Here is an 18,688-nt window from a genome sequence, read left to right as displayed (position 1 = left end):
CATATAAGACATGGGACTCGAAGAAAAGCTGCCGAGCGGCTTCCTGCTGACCACCGTGGAACAGGCCGCGGGCTGGGTGCGCAAGGCATCCGTCTTCCCGGCCACCTTCGGCCTGGCCTGCTGCGCCATCGAGATGATGACCACCGGCGCCGGCCGTTACGACCTCGCGCGCTTCGGCATGGAGGTCTTCCGCGGCTCACCGCGCCAGGCGGACCTGATGATCGTGGCCGGCCGGGTCAGCCAGAAGATGGCGCCGGTCCTGCGGCAGGTCTACGACCAGATGCCCAACCCCAAGTGGGTGATCTCCATGGGCGTCTGCGCCTCCTCGGGCGGCATGTTCAACAACTACGCGATCGTCCAGGGCGTCGACCACATCGTGCCGGTCGACATCTACCTCCCCGGCTGCCCGCCCCGGCCCGAGATGCTGATGGACGCGATCCTCAAGCTCCACCAGAAGATCCAGTCCACCAAGCTCGGGGTGAACGCCGAGGAGGCGGCTCGCGAGGCGGAGGAGGCGGCGCTCAAGGCCCTGCCCACCATCGAGATGAAGGGGCTGCTGCGGTGAGCGACGCGAACGGCACCCACGGCGGCGGGACGAACGGGGTGAACCCCGAGAAGGACCTCTCCGCCTCCAACCTCCCCGGCCAGCGCGGCCAGGGCGGCGAGGAGATCCGCGTCCAGCGCGGCATGTTCGGCGCCAACAACGGCGGCGACACCTCCGGCTACGGCGGCCTGGTCCGCTCGGTCCGGCTGCCCGGACCGGCGATCCGGCCCTACGGCGGCTGGTTCGACGAGGTCGCCGACGAGCTGGAGGGCGCCCTGGAGGAACAGGGCCTGCTGCCGGACAACGCCATCGAGAAGACGGTCGTGGACCGCGGCGAACTCACCTTCCACGTCGAGCGCGAGCACCTGCCGCGCGTCGCCCGCACCCTGCGCGACGACCCCGCCCTGCGCTTCGAGCTGTGCACCGGCGTCAGCGGCGTGCACTACCCGCACGACAAGGGCCGCGAGCTGCACGCCGTCTACCACCTGCGCTCGATCACCCACAACCGCCTGATCCGCCTGGAGGTCAGCGCCCCGGACGCCGACCCGCGCGTCCCGTCCCTGGTGTCCGTCTATCCCACCAACGACTGGCACGAACGCGAGGCGTACGACTTCTTCGGGATCGTCTTCGACGGCCACCCGGCCCTGACGCGGATCATGATGCCGGACGACTGGCAGGGCCACCCGCAGCGCAAGGACTACCCGCTCGGCGGCATCCCCGTCGAGTACAAGGGCGCCCAGATCCCGGCTCCGGACCAGCGGAGGTCGTACTCGTGAGCACTCAGTCCGCATCGGCACGCGAAACCACCGAGGGCACCGTCTACACGGTCACCGGTGGCGACTGGGACGAGGTCGTCCAGTCCGCGGCCCGCTCCGACGACGAGCGCATCGTCGTCAACATGGGTCCCCAGCATCCCTCCACCCACGGGGTGCTCCGGCTGATCCTGGAGATCGACGGCGAGACGGTCACCGAGGCCCGCTGCGGCATCGGCTATCTGCACACCGGCATCGAGAAGAACCTCGAATTCCGCACGTGGACGCAGGGCACCACCTTCGTCACGCGCATGGATTACCTCACGTCCTTCTTCAACGAGACCGGCTACTGCCTCGCCGTCGAGAAGCTCCTCGGCATCGAGGACGACATCACCGAACGCGCCAAGATCATCCGCGTGCTCCTGATGGAGCTGAACCGGATGTCCTCCCACCTGGTGTGCATCGCCACCGGCGGCATGGAACTGGGCGCGACCACGATCATGATCTACGGCTTCCGCGATCGTGAAATGATTCTCGATCTCTATGAACTGATCACCGGCCTGCGGATGAACCACGCGTACATCCGCCCCGGCGGACTCGCCCAGGACCTGCCGCCCGGCGCGGTCGACCAGATCCGCGAGTTCGTCAAGAAGATGCGCCGAAACCTCCCGGAGTACGACAAGCTCGCCACCGGGAACCCCATCTTCAAGGCCCGCATGGGCGACATCGGCTATCTCGACCTGGCCGGCTGCATGGCCCTCGGCGCCACCGGCCCGATCCTGCGCGCCACCGGCCTGCCGCACGACCTGCGCAAGAGCCAGCCCTACTGCGACTACGAGACGTACGACTTCGAGGTCCCGACCGCCGACAGCTGCGACGCCTACGGCCGCTTCCTGATCCGGCTGGAGGAGATGCGCCAGTCGCTCGGGATCATCGAGCAGTGCCTGGACCGGCTGGCGCCCGGACCGGTCATGGTCGCCGACAAGAAGATCGCCTGGCCCGCCCAGCTGGCCCTCGGCCCGGACGGACTCGGCAACTCCCTCGACCACATCAAGAAGATCATGGGCACCTCCATGGAGGCCCTGATCCACCACTTCAAGCTGGTCACCGAGGGCTTCCGGGTCCCGCCGGGCCAGGCGTACGCGGCCGTCGAGTCCCCCAAGGGCGAACTCGGTGTGCACGCGGTCTCCGACGGCGGCACCCGCCCCTACCGGGTCCACTTCCGCGACCCGTCCTTCACCAATCTTCAGGCCATGGCGGCGATGTGCGAGGGCGGCCAGGTCGCCGACGTGATCGTCGCCGTCGCGTCCATCGACCCCGTGATGGGAGGCGTCGACCGGTGACCACCTCTTCTTCGGAGCGGGGCGTCAGCCTGGGCATGCCCGAACCGCCCGCGCCCGCCTACCCGGACGACGTACGGGAGCGGCTGGCGGCGGACGCGCGCGAGATCGTCGCCCGCTACCCGGACTCCCGCTCCGCCCTGCTGCCGCTGCTCCACCTCGTGCAGTCCGAGGAGGGCCATGTCACGCGCACCGGAATGCGGTTCTGCGCGGAGACGCTCGGCCTGACCACCGCCGAGGTCACCGCGGTGGCCACCTTCTACACCATGTACCGGCGCCGGCCCTCCGGCGACTACCAGGTCGGGGTGTGCACCAACACCCTGTGCGCGGTGATGGGCGGCGACGCGATCTTCGAGTCCCTCCAGGAACACCTGGGCGTGGGCAACGGGGAGACCACCGAGGACGGCAAGGTCACCCTGGAGCACATCGAGTGCAACGCGGCCTGCGACTTCGCGCCGGTCGTGATGGTCAACTGGGAGTTCTTCGACAACCAGACGCCCGCCGGCGCCCGGGAACTGGTGGACGACCTGCGCGCCGGACGGGACGTGCGGCCCACCCGGGGTGCGCGCCTGTGCACCTTCAAGGAGACCGCCCGGATCCTGGCCGGCTTCCCGGACGAGCGGCCCGGAGCCGTCGAGGAGGGCGGCAGCGCCGGACCCGCCTCGCTGGTCGGACTGCGCCTGGCCAAGGGCGAGTCGGCACCCGCGCGCGTGGTCCACCCGCGCGGCGGCCCCCAGGACCCGCCGCGGGGGCCGGTGCACGAGCCGTCCCCGGCCGAGCACCCCAGCTCCCACGACGCGCCGCAGGAGACCTCGGCCTCCGATCCCGCGCATCCGGCCGGGCCCACCGCCGAGGAGGGGGAGTGATGACCGTGGCAGCCGAACTGAAGGACTCCAGCCCGGAGAAGCTGCTGGCACCCGTGCTGTCGGCCTTCTGGGACGAGGACCGCTCCTGGTCCCTGGACGTCTACCGGCGGCACGAAGGGTACGAGGGGCTGCGCAAGGCGCTCGCCATGCCACCCGACGACCTGATCGCCTACGTCAAGGAATCCGGGCTGCGCGGCCGCGGCGGCGCGGGCTTCCCGACCGGGATGAAATGGCAGTTCATCCCGCAGGGCGACGGCAAGCCGCACTATCTCGTCGTCAACGCCGACGAGTCGGAGCCGGGCACCTGCAAGGACATCCCGCTGCTGTACGCGAACCCGCACAGCCTCATCGAGGGCATCGTGATCGCGTGCTACGCCATCCGCTCCTCGCATGCCTTCATCTACCTCCGGGGTGAAGTGGTCCCGGTCCTGCGGCGGTTGCACGAGGCCGTGCGCGAGGCCTACGCGGCCGGCTACCTCGGCGAGAACATCCTCGGCAGCGGTCTGAACCTCGAACTCACCGTGCACGCCGGCGCCGGCGCGTACATCTGCGGCGAGGAGACCGCGCTGCTCGACTCGCTCGAAGGCCGCCGCGGCCAGCCGCGGCTGCGTCCCCCCTTCCCCGCCGTCGAGGGGCTCTACGCCTGCCCCACCGTGGTGAACAACGTCGAGTCCATCGCCTCGGTTCCCGCGATCCTGAAGAACGGGAAAGACTGGTTCAGGGCGATGGGCAGCGAGAAGTCCCCGGGCTTCACGCTCTACTCGCTCAGCGGGCATGTCGCGAGCCCCGGCCAGTACGAGGCACCGCTCGGCATCACCCTGCGCCAGCTCCTGGAGATGAGCGGCGGGATGCGCGCGGGCCACCGGCTGAAGTTCTGGACGCCGGGCGGCTCCTCCACCCCGATGTTCACCGCCGAACACCTCGATGTGCCGCTCGACTACGAGGGCGTCGGCGCCGCCGGCTCCATGCTCGGCACCAAGGCCCTCCAGTGCTTCGACGAGACCACCTGCGTGGTCCGCGCGGTCACCCGCTGGACCGAGTTCTACGCCCATGAGTCCTGCGGCAAGTGCACGCCCTGCCGCGAAGGGACGTACTGGCTGGTGCAGTTGCTGCGGGACATCGAGGCGGGCAAGGGCGCCAGGGGCGACCTGGACAAGCTCGCGGACATCGCCGACAACATCAACGGCAAGTCCTTCTGCGCCCTCGGCGACGGCGCGGCCTCCCCGATCTTCTCCTCGCTGAAGTACTTCCGCGAGGAGTACGAGCAGCACATCACGGGCCGGGGCTGCCCCTTCGACCCGGCCAAGTCGACGGCCTGGGCGGACCGCCCGGAGGTGAACGCATGACCGTGACCACCAACGCCCCCGCGGGCGGCGGGGAGGCGGCCCGCCCGCCGGAGGACCTCGTCTCGCTGACGATCGACGGCATCGAGATCAGCGTGCCCAAGGGCACCCTGGTCATCCGGGCCGCCGAACAGCTCGGCATCGAGATCCCCCGCTTCTGCGACCACCCGCTGCTCGACCCGGCCGGCGCCTGCCGGCAGTGCATCGTGGAGGTGGAGGGCCAGCGCAAGCCGATGGCCTCCTGCACCATCACCTGCACCGACGGCATGGTGGTGCGCACCCAGCTGACCTCCCCGGTCGCCGAGAAGGCCCAGCACGGTGTGATGGAGCTGCTGCTCATCAACCACCCGCTGGACTGCCCGGTCTGCGACAAGGGCGGCGAGTGCCCGCTGCAGAACCAGGCCATGTCGCACGGCAACGCCGAGTCCCGCTTCGAGGGCCGCAAGCGGACCTACGAGAAGCCGGTCCCGATCTCCACCCAGGTGCTGCTGGACCGCGAGCGCTGCGTGCTGTGCGCGCGCTGCACCCGGTTCTCCAACCAGATCGCGGGCGACCCGATGATCGAGCTGATCGAGCGGGGCGCGCTCCAGCAGGTCGGCACCGGCGAGGGCGACCCCTTCGAGTCGTACTTCTCCGGGAACACCATCCAGATCTGCCCCGTGGGAGCGCTCACCTCGGCGGCGTACCGCTTCCGCTCCCGCCCCTTCGACCTGGTCTCCTCGCCCACGGTGTGCGAGCACTGCGCGGGCGGCTGCGCCACCCGCACCGACCACCGGCGCGGCAAGGTCATGCGGCGGCTCGCGGCCGAGGACCCCGAGGTCAACGAGGAGTGGATCTGCGACAAGGGGCGCTTCGGCTTCCGCTACGCCCAGCTCAAGGACCGCCTCGACACACCACTGGTGCGGGGCGCCGGCGGCGTCCTGGAGCCCGCGTCCTGGCCGGAGGCACTGGAGGCCGCCGCGCGCGGTCTGACGGCCGCCCGCTCCCGGGCCGCCGTCCTGACCGGCGGCCGGCTGACCGTCGAGGACGCCTACGCGTACAGCAAGTTCGCGCGGGTCGCCCTGGACACCAACGACATCGATTTCCGCGCGCGGGTGCACAGCGCCGAGGAGGCGGCCTTCCTCGCCGCCGAGGTGGCGGGCCGCGGGCGTGATCTCTGGACGGAGTCCGGGGGAGGTACGGGGGTCACGTACTCCCTGCTGGAGAAGGCGCCCGCCGTGCTCCTCGTCGGCTTCGAGCCGGAGGACGAGGCCCCCGGCGTCTTCCTGCGACTGCGCAAGGCGTGGCGCAGGCACAAGCAGCTGGTGTTCTCGCTGGCCACGCACGCGACCCGGGGCCTGGAGAAGGCGGGCGGCACCCTGCTGCCGGCCGCGCCCGGCACCGAGACCGAGTGGCTGGACGCGCTCGCGAGCGGCGTCGGCCTGGAGGCCCCCGGCACCCGGGCCGCCGAGGCGCTGCGCGGTGAGGGCGCCGTCATCGTCGTAGGGGAGCGGCTGGCCTCGGTCAGCGGCGGGTTCACCGCCGCCGTACGGGCCGCGACCGCGACCGGCGCCCGGCTGGTGTGGATCCCGCGCCGGGCCGGGGAGCGCGGCGCCCTGGAGGTCGGCGCGCTGCCCGCGCTGCTGCCCGGCGGCCGCCCCGCGACCGACCCGCGCGCCCGCGACGAGGTGGCCGGCGTCTGGGGCCTGTCCGAACTGCCGCTGGGCTACGGCCGCGACACCGAGGGGATCGTCGAGGCCGCCGCGGCCGGCGCCCTGGCGGCCCTGGTGGTCGCGGGCGTCGAGGTCGCCGACCTGCCCGACCCGGCCCGCGCCCGCGAGGCGCTGGACCAGGTCGGCTTCCTGGTCTCGCTGGAGCTGCGGCCCAGCGAGATCACCGAACGCGCCGACGTCGTCCTGCCGGTCGCCGCGGTCGCCGAGAAGGCGGGCTCCTTCCTCGACTGGGAGGGCAGGGTGCGCTCCTTCGAGGCCGCGCTCAAGCCGGAGCAGCTGGCCCGCCGCCTGGCCCCGACCGACGCCCGGGTCCTGCACATGCTGGCCGACGCGATGGCCCGCGCCGAAGGCGCTGAGGGACGCTGTCACCTGGGGCTGCCGGACCTGCGCAGCATCCGCGCGGAGATCGACCGGCTCGGCTCCTGGGACGGGCCGTACGCCACCGAGCCCCGGGAGCCCGCGGGCGCCGTACCCCGCCCGGCCGCCGGGGAGGCCGTGCTCGCGGGCCACCGGCAGCTGCTCGACCAGGGCCTCCTCCAGGAGGGCGACGAGGCGCTGGCCGGCACCCGGCGCGCCGCCCGGGCCCGGCTGTCGGCCGCCACGGCCGCCGAGGCCGGGGTCGCGGACGGCGCTCTCCTCGCCGTCACCGGCCCCGCCGGAACCGTCGAACTCCCGCTCCGGATCAGCGAGATGCCCGACCGGGTGGTCTGGCTCCCGCTGAACTCCGTCGGCGGCGGCGTCGCCTCCGACACCGGGGCACAGCCCGGCAACCTCGTCCGCATCGGCCCCGCGGCCCCCGCCGGGGCGGCCCCCAAGGAGGTGGAGGCATGAGCCCGTACCTCGCCGCTGAAGACCTCTCGATGTTCGGCCGCGACCCCTGGTGGCTGGTCGTCGTCAAGGCGGTCTTCTGCTTCGCCTTCCTGATGGTGACCGTGCTGTTCTCCATCGTCTGGGAGCGCAAGGTCGTCGCCTGGATGCAGCTGCGCATCGGACCCAACCGGCACGGCCCCTGGGGCATGCTCCAGTCGCTCGCCGACGGCGTGAAACTGATGCTCAAGGAGGACCTGATCGTCCGCCGCGCGGACAAGGTGGTCTACGTCCTCGCGCCGATCGTGGCGGCCATCCCGGCCTTCATGGCGATCGCGGTGATCCCCTTCGGCCCCGCCGACCACGAGATCTCCGTCTTCGGCACCCGTACGACGATGCAGCTCACCGACCTGCCGATCGCGATGCTCTACATCCTCGCGGTCGCCTCGGTCGGCATCTACGGCATCGTCCTCGCGGGCTGGAGCTCCGGCTCCACGTATCCGCTGCTGGGCGGGCTGCGCTCCTGCGCGCAGATGATCTCCTACGAGATCGCCATGGGCGCCGCTTTCGCCTCGGTTTTCCTCTACTCGGGCTCCATGTCGACGTCGACCATCGTGGCCCAGCAGCACGACCGCTGGTACATCCTGCTGCTGCCGGTCTCCTTCCTCCTCTACATCGTCACCATGGTCGGCGAGACCAACCGCGCCCCCTTCGACATGCCGGAGTCCGAGGGTGACCTGGTGGGCGGCTTCAACACCGAGTACTCGTCCATCAAGTTCGCGATGTTCATGCTCGCCGAGTACGTGAACATGGTGACGGTCTCCGCCGTCTCCACCACCCTCTTCCTCGGCGGCTGGCGGGCCCCCTGGCCGATCAGTACCTTCTGGGAGGGCGCGAACCACGGCTGGTGGCCGATGCTCTGGTTCGTCATCAAGGTGCAGCTGCTGCTGTTCTTCTTCATCTGGCTGCGCGGCACCCTGCCCCGCGTCCGCTACGACCAGCTGATGAAGCTCGGCTGGAAGGTCCTGATTCCGGTCTCGGTGACCTGGCTGATGCTCGTCGCGTCCGTGCGGGCGCTGCGCAACGAGCACTACGGCTTCGCCGACATCGCCCTCTACGTGGGCGGCGGGGTGCTCGCCCTGCTGCTGATCTCCTTCGTCGTCGACATCTTCCGCGAGAAGGCGCGGGCGGCCGAGCGGTCCGCCGCGGACCAGGCCGGGTTCGACCCGATGGCGGGCGGATTCCCGGTGCCGCCGCTGCCCGGACAGGAGCTGCCGCCGGTGCCGAGGCGCCGCCCGCGGCGGGAGCGGGAGCTGATTGTCAGTGGTGGGCCCGACACTGTGAGTGACGGGACGTCAGAGGGATCTTCGGATGGAAAGGAGGCGTCCGATGGCTGAGGAATCCAAGGAGATCAAGCCCGGTTTCCAGAACCCCGTGGCCGGCTTCGGCGTGACCTTCAAGGCCATGTTCAAGAAGCGGCTCACCGAGCAGTACCCGGAGCAGAAGAAGACCACCGCTCCCCGCTTCCACGGACGGCACCAGCTCAACCGCCATCCGGACGGCCTGGAGAAGTGCGTCGGCTGCGAGCTGTGCGCCTGGGCCTGCCCCGCCGACGCCATCTATGTGGAGGGCGCCGACAACACCGACGAGGAACGCTACTCGCCGGGCGAGCGCTACGGCCGCGTCTACCAGATCAACTACGCCCGCTGCATCCTGTGCGGGCTGTGCATCGAGGCGTGCCCCACCCGCGCGCTGACGATGACCAACGAGTTCGAACTGGCCGACTCCAGCCGCGCGAACCTCATCTACACCAAGGAGCAGCTGCTGGCCGGCCTCGACGAGGGCATGGTCGAGGCGCCGCACTCCGTCTTCCCGGGCACCACCGAGGAGGACTACTACCGGGGCCTGGTCACCCAGGCGGCGCCCGGCACGGTCCGCCAGACCGCCGTCTCCAAGGGCGAGGACGCCGAGGCCGCCGACGCGGACAAGGCGGCGGACCAGGAGGTGGACGCATGAGCGCGCAGCTCGCCGCCTATACGACCTCCACGGGTGAGGCCTTCCAGTTCTGGGTCCTCGGCACCGTCGCGGTGATCGGCGCCCTGTGCACCGTCTTCATGAGGAAGGCCGTGCACAGCGCGCTCAGCCTCGCCGGGACCATGATCGTCCTGGCGGTGTTCTACCTCGCCAACGGCGCCTACTTCCTGGGCGTCGTACAGATCGTCGTCTACACCGGCGCGATCATGATGCTGTTCCTGTTCGTGGTGATGCTCGTCGGCGTCACGGCCGCGGACTCGCTGAAGGAGACCATCAGGGGCCAGCGCTGGCTGGCCCTGCTGTGCGGGGCCGGCTTCGGCGTGCTGCTGCTCGCCGGGATCGCCAACGCCTCCCTGAAGGACTTCGCGGGCACCGGCCAGGCGAACGCCAACGGCAATGTGGAGGGTCTCGCCGCCCTCATCTTCACCAAGTACGTCTTCGCCTTCGAGATCACCGGCGCCCTGCTGATCACGGCCGCCGTCGGCGCCATGGTGCTCACCCACCGCGAGCGCACCGAGCGCGCCAAGACCCAGCGCGAGCTGGCCGAACAGCGGGTCCGCGAGGGCAAGCACGTGCCGCCGCTGCCCGCCCCGGGTGTCTACGCCCGGCACAACGCGGTGGACATCGCCGGTCTGCTCCCCGACGGCACCCCCTCCGAGCTGACCGTCAGCAAGACGCTGCGCGAACGCGGCCAGATCCGGGACGTGTCCACGCAGGCCATCAACGATCTGCGGGCGCTGGAACAGCGCTCCGAGGAGCGCCTGGAGCGGACGCCGACCGAACCGGAGACGTTCAAGCGGCCCGAGGAGGCGTCGAAGTGAACCCGGTCAACTATCTGTACCTCGCGGCCCTGTTGTTCACGATCGGCGCCACCGGCGTACTGATCCGGCGCAACGCCATCGTGGTCTTCATGTGCGTCGAACTGATGCTGAACGCCTGCAACCTCGCGTTCGTCACCTTCTCCCGGCTGCACGGCAACCTCGACGGCCAGGTCATCGCCTTCTTCACGATGGTCGTGGCCGCCGCGGAGGTCGTGGTGGGCCTCGCGATCATCGTGTCGCTGTTCCGTGCCCGCCACTCGGCCTCGGTCGACGACGCCAGCCTGATGAAGCTGTAAGGGGTCGGGAGAATCGTGGAGAAACTGATCGCGCTGCTCATCGCGGCGCCCCTGCTCGGAGCGGCCGTCCTGCTGGTCGGCGGCCGGCGCCTGGACCGCGTCGGCCACTGGATCGGCACCCTGCTGTCGACCGCGTCCTTCGTCATCGGCCTGCTCCTCTTCGCCGATCTGCTCGGCAGGAACGCGGAACACCGCACGCTGACCCAGCACCTGTGGACCTGGATCCCGGTCGAGGGCTTCCAGGCGGACGTCACCTTCCGCCTCGACCAGCTGTCGATGACCTTCGTCCTGCTGATCACCGGCGTCGGCTCGCTGATCCACCTGTACTCGGTCGGGTACATGGAGCACGACGAGCGCCGCCGCCGCTTCTTCGGTTATCTGAACCTGTTCCTCGCGGCGATGCTGCTGCTCGTCCTCGCCGACAACTACCTGCTGCTGTACGTCGGCTGGGAGGGCGTCGGTCTCGCCTCCTACCTGCTGATCGGCTTCTGGCAGCACAAGCCCAGCGCCGCCACGGCCGCCAAGAAGGCGTTCCTGGTCAACCGCGTCGGCGACATGGGCCTGTCGATCGCGATCATGCTGATGTTCACCACCTTCGGCACCTTCGCCTTCGGCCCGGTCTTCGGCCATGCCGACGGCGCCTCCCAGGGCAAGCTCACCGCGATCGGCCTGATGCTGCTGCTCGCCGCGTGCGGCAAGTCCGCCCAGGTGCCGCTCCAGTCCTGGCTCGGTGACGCGATGGAGGGCCCGACCCCGGTCTCGGCCCTGATCCACGCGGCGACCATGGTGACCGCGGGCGTCTATCTGATCGTCCGCTCGGCGGCCGTCTTCAACGCGGCGCCGGACGCCCAGCTCGCCGTCACCGTGGTGGGCACGGTCACGCTGCTCTTCGGTGCGATCGTCGGTTGCGCCAAGGACGACATCAAGAAGGCGCTGGCCGGTTCGACCATGTCGCAGATCGGCTACATGGTGCTCGCCGCGGGCCTCGGCCCCATCGGCTACGTCTTCGCGATCATGCACCTGGTCACCCACGGCTTCTTCAAGGCCGGGCTGTTCCTCGGCGCGGGCTCCGTGATGCACGGCATGAACGACGAGGTCGACATGCGCAAGTTCGGCGGTCTGCGGAAGTACATGCCGATCACCTTCGTCACGTTCGGCCTCGGCTACCTCGCCATCATCGGCTTCCCGGGCCTGTCCGGCTTCTTCTCCAAGGACAAGATCATCGAGGCGGCCTTCGCCAAGGGCGGCACCGAGGGCTGGATCCTCGGCGGCGCGGCCCTGGTGGGCGCGGCCATCACCGCGTTCTACATGACGCGCGTGATGCTGATGACGTTCTTCGGCGAGGAGCGCTGGCGCGACCGGGCGACGCGTTCACCCGAGGCCCCGAGCGCCGAGCCCGCCGCCGAGCACCGCGGCGAGCACGCCGAGCCGCATCCGCACGAGTCCCCGGCCGTCATGACGATCCCGATGATCGTGCTGGCCGTCGGCTCGGTCCTCGGCGGTGCCTTCTTCAGCATCGGCGACCGCTTCCTCAAGTGGCTGGAGCCGGTCACCGGCCACAGCGAGGGCCACTCCCCGGTCAGTGCCGGGGAGGTCACGATCGCCACGATGGTCTGCCTGGTCATCGGCGTGGGCATCGCCTGGGCGCAGTACGGCCGGGGGTCCGTCCCGGTCGTCGCCCCGCGCGGCTCGCTGCTCACCCGGGCGGCCCGCCGCGACCTCCTCCAGGACGACTTCAACCATGTGGTCCTGGTGCGCGGCGGCGAACACCTCACGCGTTCCCTGGTCTACCTCGACCACAGCCTGGTCGACGGGGTCGTCAACGGTACGGCGGCCGGCTTCGGCGGGCTGTCCGGGCGGCTGCGCCGGCTCCAGAACGGCTTCGCCCGCTCCTACGCGGTCTCGATGTTCGGCGGCGCGGCACTCCTGGTCGCCGCGACCCTGCTGATGAGGGCGGTCTGATACCGATGTCCTTTCCCCTGCTGACAGCGACGGCGGCGCTCCCCGCCGTGGGAGCCGTCGCCACGGCCGCCGTACCGGCCGCGCGGCGCACCGCCGCCAAGTGGCTGGCCCTGCTCGTCTCGCTCGGCACGCTCGCGCTGGCGATCACCGTCCTGGTCCGCTTCGACCCGGGCGGCGCCCGCTACCAGCTCACCGAATCCCACTCCTGGATCCGGGACTTCGGGGTGCGCTACGAGCTGGGCGTGGACGGCATCGGGGTGGCGCTGATCGCGCTGACCGCCGTACTGATCCCGTTCATCGTCCTGGCGGGCTGGCACGACGCCGACCCGCTGGAGACCGGCAGCCGCCGCTGGCGCCCCACCCAGGGCTTCTTCGCGCTGATCCTGGCGGTCGAGGCGATGGTCCTCATCTCCTTCGAGGCCACCGACGTCTTCCTGTTCTACATCTTCTTCGAAGCCATGCTGATCCCGATGTACTTCCTCATCGGCGGCTTCGGGGACCGCGCCCACGCCCAGGGCGAGGAGGCGGCGGCCACCCAGCGCTCGTACGCGGCGGTGAAGTTCCTCCTCTACAACCTGGTCGGCGGTCTGATCATGCTGGCCGCGGTGATCGGCCTCTATGTGGTCGCCGGGAACTTCTCCCTCCAGCAGATCGCCGAGGCGCGGGCCAACGGCTCGCTGCACATGGCGACGAGCAGCGAACGCTGGCTGTTCCTCGGTTTCTTCTTCGCCTTCGCGGTGAAGGCGCCGCTGTGGCCGCTGCACACCTGGCTGCCCAACGCCATGCAGGAGTCCACCGCCCCGGTCGCCGTCCTCATCACGGCGGTGGTCGACAAGGTGGGCACCTTCGCGATGCTCCGCTTCTGCCTCGGGCTGTTCCCGGCGGCCAGCAGGTGGGCCACGCCGGTGATCCTCGTCCTGGCGCTGATCAGCATCGTCTACGGCGCGCTGCTCGCGGTCGGCCAGCGGGACATCAAGCGCCTGGTGGCGTACGCGTCGATCTCCCACTTCGGCTTCATCATCCTGGGCATCTTCGCGATGACCAGCCAGGGCCAGTCCGGCGCCACCCTCTACATGGTCAACCACGGCATCTCCACGGCCGCGTTGATGCTGGTCGCCGGATTCCTGATCTCCCGGCGCGGCTCGCGGCTCATCGCCGACTACGGCGGGGTGCAGAAGGTCGCCCCGGTGCTCGCCGGCACCTTCCTGATCGGCGGCCTGGCCACCCTGTCGCTGCCCGGCCTCGCGCCGTTCGTGAGCGAATTCCTCGTCCTGGTCGGCACGTTCGCGCGCTACCCGGTGATCGGGATCATCGCCACCCTCGGCATCGTGCTCGCCGCGCTCTACACCCTGGTGCTCTACCAGCGCACCATGACGGGCCCGGTGAAGCCCGAGGTCGCGAAGATGCCCGACCTCCGGGTGCGTGAGGTCCTGGTCGTCGCCCCGCTGATCGTGCTGCTGATCTTCCTGGGCGTCTATCCGAAGCCGGTGACGAACATCGTCAACCCGGCGGTCAAGCACACCATGTCCGACGTCCAGAAGAAGGACCCCAAGCCCGAGGTGGAGGCGGCCAAGTGAGCACCCCAGCCGTCCACAGCCTGTGGACAACCGCGGCCGACCGCATCCCCCAGATCGGCGCGCCGAAGATCGAATACGGGCAATTGTCGCCCACGCTGATCATCCTCGGCGCCGCGCTGGTCGGGGTGCTGGTCGAGGCGTTCGTGCCGCGCAGGTCCCGTTACTACGCACAGGTGTTCGTGTCGGTCGTCGCCCTGTGCGCCGCGTTCGCCGCGGTCGTCGGGCTCGCCGCCGACGGGTACGGCACCACGAAGGCGCACATCGCCGCCATGGGCGCCATCGCGGTCGACGGCCCCTCGCTGTTCCTCCAGGGCACCATCGTGCTGGCCGGTCTGGTGGGCCTGTTCACCTTCGCCGAGCGCCGCCTCGACCCGGAGGCGCATGGCAACCGGGTGGACTCCTTCGCCGCGCAGGCCGCCGCCGTACCGGGCAGCGACACCGAGAAGGCCGCGGTCAGGGCCGGGTTCACCACCACCGAGGTGTTCCCGCTGCTGCTCTTCGCGGTCGCCGGCATGCTGGTCTTCACCTCGGCGAACGACCTGCTGACGCTCTTCGTCGCGCTGGAGGTCTTCTCCCTGCCGCTCTACCTGCTGTGCGCGCTGGCCCGCCGCAAGCGGCTGATGTCGCAGGAGGCCGCGGTCAAGTACTTCCTGCTGGGCGCGTTCGCCTCCGCGTTCACCCTGTTCGGCATCGCGCTGCTGTACGGCTACGCGGGCTCGGTGTCGTACGCCCGCATCGCCCAGGTCGTGGACGGCTCGGTCACCGATGTGAACCCGGCGCTGGCGAACACCATGGGCAATGACGCGCTGCTGCTCATCGGCGCGGCCCTGCTGGTGATGGGCCTGCTGTTCAAGGTGGGCGCGGTGCCGTTCCACATGTGGACGCCCGACGTCTACCAGGGCGCGCCCACCCCGGTGACCGGCTTCATGGCGGCGGCGACCAAGGTGGCCGCGTTCGGCGCGCTGCTGCGGCTGCTGTACGTGGTGCTGCCGGGGATGCGCTGGGACTGGCGGCCGGTGATGTGGGCGGTGGCGATCGTCACCATGCTGGGCGGCGCGATCGTGGCGATCACCCAGACCGACATCAAGCGGCTGCTGGCGTACTCGTCCATCGCGCACGCCGGATTCATCCTCGCGGGTGTCATCGCGACCTCGAAGAACGGCGTGTCGTCGGTCCTGTTCTACCTGGCCGCCTACTCGTTCGTGACGATCGGCGCCTTCGCGGTGGTCACCCTGGTCCGGGACGCGGGCGGCGAGGCGACCCATCTGTCCAAGTGGGCCGGGCTCGGGCGGCGCTCCCCGCTGGTGGCGGCGGTCTTCGCGGTGTTCCTGCTGGCCTTCGCCGGTATCCCGCTGACGTCCGGCTTCGCGGGGAAGTTCGCCGTGTTCAAGGCGGCGGCGGCCGGAGGCGCGGTCCCGCTGGTCGTCATCGGTGTGCTCTCCTCGGCGATCGCGGCGTTCTTCTACATCCGCGTGATCGTGCTGATGTTCTTCAGCGAGCCGAAGCCGGAGGGGCCGACGGTGGCCGTGCCGTCCCCGCTGACGACGATGGCGATCGGGCTCGGCGTGGTGGTCACGGTGGTGCTGGGTGTGGCGCCGCAGTACTTCCTGGACCTGGCGAACCAGGCGAGCGTGTTCGTGCGCTGAGTGCGCCTGTGCCCGTGGGGAGGCCCCGGTTCCGTCTCCGGACCGGGGCCTTCGCGCTGCCGTCGTGCGTGGCGTCGTACGGCTCAGCCCGGGGCGCCCGGGTAGGGGCACCTCACATCGGGGTTCCACTCGTAGAACAGACCGTTGGGGTTGTTCTTGTAGAGCCAGGCGTGCAGCGAGTAGTGGGTCGGGATGGTCGAGTTGTGGTGCGCGGTGACCGGGCCCTCGAACTTCCGCCCGAACATCGTGGGCCGCGCGGTGTCCTTGCCGGCCTTCACGATCCACTCCACCCCGGTGAGCCTGCGCCCGCCCTTGCCGTCGTCCTCGTAGAGCAGGGCGGCGGGCCTGGCCGGGTCGAGGGAGCCGTAGTACTTGGGGTTGATGTAGTGGTACCCCATGGCGCCCATGCTGCCGTTCATGTCCATGGTGCAGGGGTTGGGCCGGTATCCGGCGGCCACGGCGAGCGGCACGGACCGGTACTTGGCGGTGGCCGACACCGTCGTCGTGAGCTGCTTCCACACGGAGGGGTCGACGGGCCCCCGGTCGGCGCGGGCGGGGGAGGCCGCGAGGCCGAGGGCGAGGCCGGCGGCGGCGAGGGCGAGGCCGGTCCTGGTCAGGTGAGCGGGCGTGGTCGGGTGAGCGGTCCTGGTCGGGTGAGCGGGCATGGTGCGGGGCTCCTTGCTCCTGGGGGAGGAGACGGGGTCGCACCGAGAAGGATGTTCCGGGGGCGGGGGTGGGGGCCATCGGGGGCGGCCATTCGAGTGACGTCGGCGCTACGTAAAGTGATGAGCGGATGTCCCGAAAGGCGCCCGGGGCTTGTCTTGCTCGCACAATTGTTCGCAACCTGTGGATAACTCCGGGGCTGTCGGTGCGGACCCCTATCGTTGAGGCAGTGGTGGGCAGAGGGCGCACGACGGCACACGGGGGACCGACGGGGGACAGGACGATGGATGCGACGGGCGGGATCAGCGAGATGCCAGTGGTGACCGAGGGACCCGGCGCGGACGCGAGCGAGGCGCTGACCACGCTGCACCGGGTCTTCGGGTACAACGCCTTCCGGGGCGAGCAGGAAGCGATCATCGAGCATGTGGTGGCGGGCGGCGACGCCCTGGTCCTCATGCCCACCGGCGGCGGCAAGTCGCTGTGCTACCAGATCCCGGCCCTGGTCCGGCCCGGCACCGGCGTGGTGGTCTCGCCGCTGATCGCGCTCATGCAGGACCAGGTGGACGCCCTGCGCGCCCTCGGTGTGCGGGCCGGGTTCGTCAACTCCACACAGGACTTCGACGAGCGGCGTACGGTCGAGGCCGAGTTCCTGGCCGGCGAGCTGGACCTGCTCTACCTGGCGCCGGAGCGGCTGCGCCTGGACAGCACCCTGGACCTGCTCTCCCGCGGCAAGATCTCCGTCTTCGCGATCGACGAGGCGCACTGCGTCTCCCAGTGGGGCCACGACTTCCGGCCCGACTACCTCTCGCTGAGCCTGCTCGGCGAGCGCTGGCCGGACGTGCCCCGGATCGCCCTGACGGCCACCGCGACCCGGGCCACCCACCAGGAGATCACCCAGCGGCTGAACCTGCCGGCGGCCCGCCACTTCGTCGCCAGCTTCGACCGGCCCAACATCCAGTACCGGATCGTGCCCAAGGCCGACCCGCGCAAGCAGCTGCTCGCCTTCCTGCGGGAGGAGCACCCGGGCGACGCGGGCATCGTGTACTGCCTCTCGCGCAACTCGGTGGAGCGCACCGCGGAGTTCCTGAGCGCCAACGGCGTCGAGGCGGTGCCGTACCACGCGGGCCTGGACGCGGGCACCCGCGCGGCGCACCAGTCCCGGTTCCTGCGCGAGGACGGCCTGGTCGTGGTGGCGACCATCGCCTTCGGCATGGGCATCGACAAGCCCGATGTCCGCTTCGTGGCCCACCTGGACCTGCCCAAGTCCATCGAGGGCTACTACCAGGAGACCGGCCGCGCGGGCCGGGACGGACTGCCGTCCACGGCCTGGATGGCGTACGGGCTCAATGACGTGGTGCAGCAGCGCAAGCTGATCCAGTCCGGCGAGGGCGACGAGGCGTTCCGCCGCCGGGCCGCCGCCCATCTCGACGCGATGCTCGCGCTGTGCGAGACGGCCGGCTGCCGGCGCGGCCAGCTGCTCGCCTACTTCGGCCAGGAGCCCGGCGCGGCGGCCTGCGGCAACTGCGACACCTGCCTGACCCCGCCGGAGACCTGGGACGGCACGGTCGCGGCCCAGAAGGTGCTGTCCACGGTGGTGCGGCTGCAGCGCGAGCGCGGCCAGAAGTTCGGCGCTCTCCAGATCGTCGACATCCTGCTCGGCAAGCGCACCGCCAAGGTGATCCAGTTCGACCACGACCAGCTGTCCGTCTTCGGCATCGGCCAGGACCTCGCCGAGGGCGAGTGGCGCGGCGCCGTCCGCCAGCTGCTGGCCCAGGGACTGCTCGCGGTCGAGGGGGAGTACGGCACGCTGGTGCTCACCGAGGAGAGCGGCACCGTGCTGCGCGGCGAGCGGGAGGTGCCGCTGCGCAAGGAGCCGAAGAAACCGGCCGTCTCCCGGTCGGCCTCGGGCTCCGGTTCCGGCCGGGGCGGTAGCAAGGCCAAGGCCGCCGTGGCCGAGCTGCCCGAGGAGCTCCAGCCCGCCTTCGAGGCGCTGCGGGTGTGGCGAACCGGGCAGGCCAAGGAGCAGGGCGTGCCGCCGTACATCATCTTCAACGACGCCACCCTGCGCGCGATCGTCTCCCGGATGCCGGGCTCCCTGCGGGAGCTGGCCGGGATCAGCGGGGTCGGCGAGAAGAAGCTCGCGACGTACGGCGAGGAGGTGCTCGCCGTGCTGGCCTCCCTGGACGGATCCGCCCCGGCCGCCACCGCCCCGGCCGCCACCGAGCCGCCCGCGCCGGGCGAGGCCCCGGAGGACGACTGGCCGGGCCCGGAGGACGAGCCGGAGCCGGACGACTGGATATAGCAGGACCCGGGACCAGCGGTGCC

At 70.6% G+C, this 18,688-nt stretch carries 15 protein-coding genes; 14 read left to right on the top strand and 1 reads right to left on the bottom strand.

The features are described from left to right. Window positions 1-10 precede the first annotated feature (10 nt). Genes QHG49_RS15130 through nuoN form a run of 13 tightly spaced genes read left to right on the top strand, consistent with a single transcriptional unit; the run spans window position 11 to window position 15,700 of the window. On the top strand, window positions 11-565 hold the full coding sequence (locus tag QHG49_RS15130) for an NADH-quinone oxidoreductase subunit B family protein (RefSeq protein WP_009190037.1): 555 nt from the start codon (window positions 11-13) through the stop codon (window positions 563-565). Beyond that, entirely contained in the window at window positions 562-1,320 is a 759-nt protein-coding gene (locus QHG49_RS15125; protein ID WP_145482574.1) for an NADH-quinone oxidoreductase subunit C, read from the top strand. The genes QHG49_RS15130 and QHG49_RS15125 overlap by 4 nt, the downstream gene beginning before the upstream one ends. Continuing rightward, the gene (locus QHG49_RS15120; protein ID WP_145482577.1) at window positions 1,317-2,639 is read left to right on the top strand and encodes an NADH-quinone oxidoreductase subunit D; all 1,323 of its coding nucleotides are present in this window, start codon (window positions 1,317-1,319) and stop codon (window positions 2,637-2,639) included. Before QHG49_RS15125 ends, QHG49_RS15120 begins: the two co-directional genes overlap by 4 nt. Next, on the top strand, window positions 2,636-3,502 hold the full coding sequence (gene nuoE / locus QHG49_RS15115) for an NADH-quinone oxidoreductase subunit NuoE (protein WP_159703951.1): 867 nt from the start codon (window positions 2,636-2,638) through the stop codon (window positions 3,500-3,502). The genes QHG49_RS15120 and nuoE overlap by 4 nt, the downstream gene beginning before the upstream one ends. Continuing rightward, entirely contained in the window at window positions 3,499-4,848 is a 1,350-nt protein-coding gene (gene nuoF / locus QHG49_RS15110; protein WP_186337720.1) for an NADH-quinone oxidoreductase subunit NuoF, read from the top strand. The genes nuoE and nuoF overlap by 4 nt, the downstream gene beginning before the upstream one ends. Continuing rightward, a complete protein-coding gene (locus tag QHG49_RS15105; protein ID WP_145482585.1) occupies window positions 4,845-7,388 on the top strand; it encodes an NADH-quinone oxidoreductase subunit G in 2,544 nt (847 codons plus the stop codon). Before nuoF ends, QHG49_RS15105 begins: the two co-directional genes overlap by 4 nt. Beyond that, window positions 7,385-8,761, top strand: coding sequence for an NADH-quinone oxidoreductase subunit NuoH (nuoH, locus tag QHG49_RS15100; RefSeq protein ID WP_145482587.1), 1,377 nt, complete (start codon window positions 7,385-7,387; stop codon window positions 8,759-8,761). Before QHG49_RS15105 ends, nuoH begins: the two co-directional genes overlap by 4 nt. Next, complete coding sequence (gene nuoI / locus QHG49_RS15095; protein ID WP_159703959.1) at window positions 8,754-9,380, top strand: NADH-quinone oxidoreductase subunit NuoI; 627 nt, start codon at window positions 8,754-8,756, stop codon at window positions 9,378-9,380. Before nuoH ends, nuoI begins: the two co-directional genes overlap by 8 nt. Further along, on the top strand, window positions 9,377-10,219 hold the full coding sequence (locus QHG49_RS15090) for an NADH-quinone oxidoreductase subunit J (RefSeq protein ID WP_159703961.1): 843 nt from the start codon (window positions 9,377-9,379) through the stop codon (window positions 10,217-10,219). Before nuoI ends, QHG49_RS15090 begins: the two co-directional genes overlap by 4 nt. After that, complete coding sequence (nuoK, locus tag QHG49_RS15085) at window positions 10,216-10,515, top strand: NADH-quinone oxidoreductase subunit NuoK (RefSeq protein ID WP_145482596.1); 300 nt, start codon at window positions 10,216-10,218, stop codon at window positions 10,513-10,515. Before QHG49_RS15090 ends, nuoK begins: the two co-directional genes overlap by 4 nt. A gap of 15 nt (window positions 10,516-10,530) precedes the next feature. After that, window positions 10,531-12,477, top strand: a complete 1,947-nt coding sequence (gene nuoL / locus QHG49_RS15080; RefSeq protein ID WP_159703963.1) for an NADH-quinone oxidoreductase subunit L — start codon at window positions 10,531-10,533, stop codon at window positions 12,475-12,477. A gap of 5 nt (window positions 12,478-12,482) precedes the next feature. Then, entirely contained in the window at window positions 12,483-14,054 is a 1,572-nt protein-coding gene (locus QHG49_RS15075; RefSeq protein WP_301490030.1) for an NADH-quinone oxidoreductase subunit M, read from the top strand. Further along, entirely contained in the window at window positions 14,051-15,700 is a 1,650-nt protein-coding gene (gene nuoN, locus QHG49_RS15070; protein ID WP_301490029.1) for an NADH-quinone oxidoreductase subunit NuoN, read from the top strand. Before QHG49_RS15075 ends, nuoN begins: the two co-directional genes overlap by 4 nt. Before the next feature lie 83 nt (window positions 15,701-15,783). Here nuoN and QHG49_RS15065 read toward each other — a convergent pair whose 3' ends face one another. Next, the gene (locus QHG49_RS15065) at window positions 15,784-16,365 is read right to left on the bottom strand and encodes a hypothetical protein (protein WP_159703969.1); all 582 of its coding nucleotides are present in this window, start codon (window positions 16,363-16,365) and stop codon (window positions 15,784-15,786) included. A 281-nt stretch (window positions 16,366-16,646) separates the two neighbouring features. Between QHG49_RS15065 and recQ the strand changes: the two genes are divergently transcribed. Continuing rightward, on the top strand, window positions 16,647-18,665 hold the full coding sequence (gene recQ / locus QHG49_RS15060) for a DNA helicase RecQ (protein ID WP_201300644.1): 2,019 nt from the start codon (window positions 16,647-16,649) through the stop codon (window positions 18,663-18,665). The last annotated feature ends 23 nt before the right edge of the window (window positions 18,666-18,688 follow it).

Source organism: Streptomyces sp. WP-1 (genome assembly GCF_030450125.1).
Classification (GTDB): Bacteria; Actinomycetota; Actinomycetes; order Streptomycetales; family Streptomycetaceae; genus Streptomyces; species Streptomyces incarnatus.
Note: the sequence above shows the minus strand (reverse complement) of the source record. Positions and strands in the feature narration are given on the sequence as shown.

What these genes read in the sequence shown, in the direction of transcription:
- QHG49_RS15130 (WP_009190037.1), top strand. Translation starts at nt 11, where the DNA reads ATGGGACTCGAAGAAAAGCTGCCGAGCGGCTTCCTGCTGACCACCGTG.
- QHG49_RS15105 (WP_145482585.1), top strand. Translation starts at nt 4,845, where the DNA reads ATGACCGTGACCACCAACGCCCCCGCGGGCGGCGGGGAGGCGGCCCGC.
- nuoH (WP_145482587.1), top strand. Translation starts at nt 7,385, where the DNA reads ATGAGCCCGTACCTCGCCGCTGAAGACCTCTCGATGTTCGGCCGCGAC.
- nuoI (WP_159703959.1), top strand. Translation starts at nt 8,754, where the DNA reads ATGGCTGAGGAATCCAAGGAGATCAAGCCCGGTTTCCAGAACCCCGTG.
- QHG49_RS15090 (WP_159703961.1), top strand. Translation starts at nt 9,377, where the DNA reads ATGAGCGCGCAGCTCGCCGCCTATACGACCTCCACGGGTGAGGCCTTC.
- QHG49_RS15075 (WP_301490030.1), top strand. Translation starts at nt 12,483, where the DNA reads ATGTCCTTTCCCCTGCTGACAGCGACGGCGGCGCTCCCCGCCGTGGGA.
- QHG49_RS15065 (WP_159703969.1), bottom strand. Translation starts at nt 16,365, where the DNA reads ATGCCCGCTCACCCGACCAGGACCGCTCACCCGACCACGCCCGCTCAC.
- recQ (WP_201300644.1), top strand. Translation starts at nt 16,647, where the DNA reads ATGGATGCGACGGGCGGGATCAGCGAGATGCCAGTGGTGACCGAGGGA.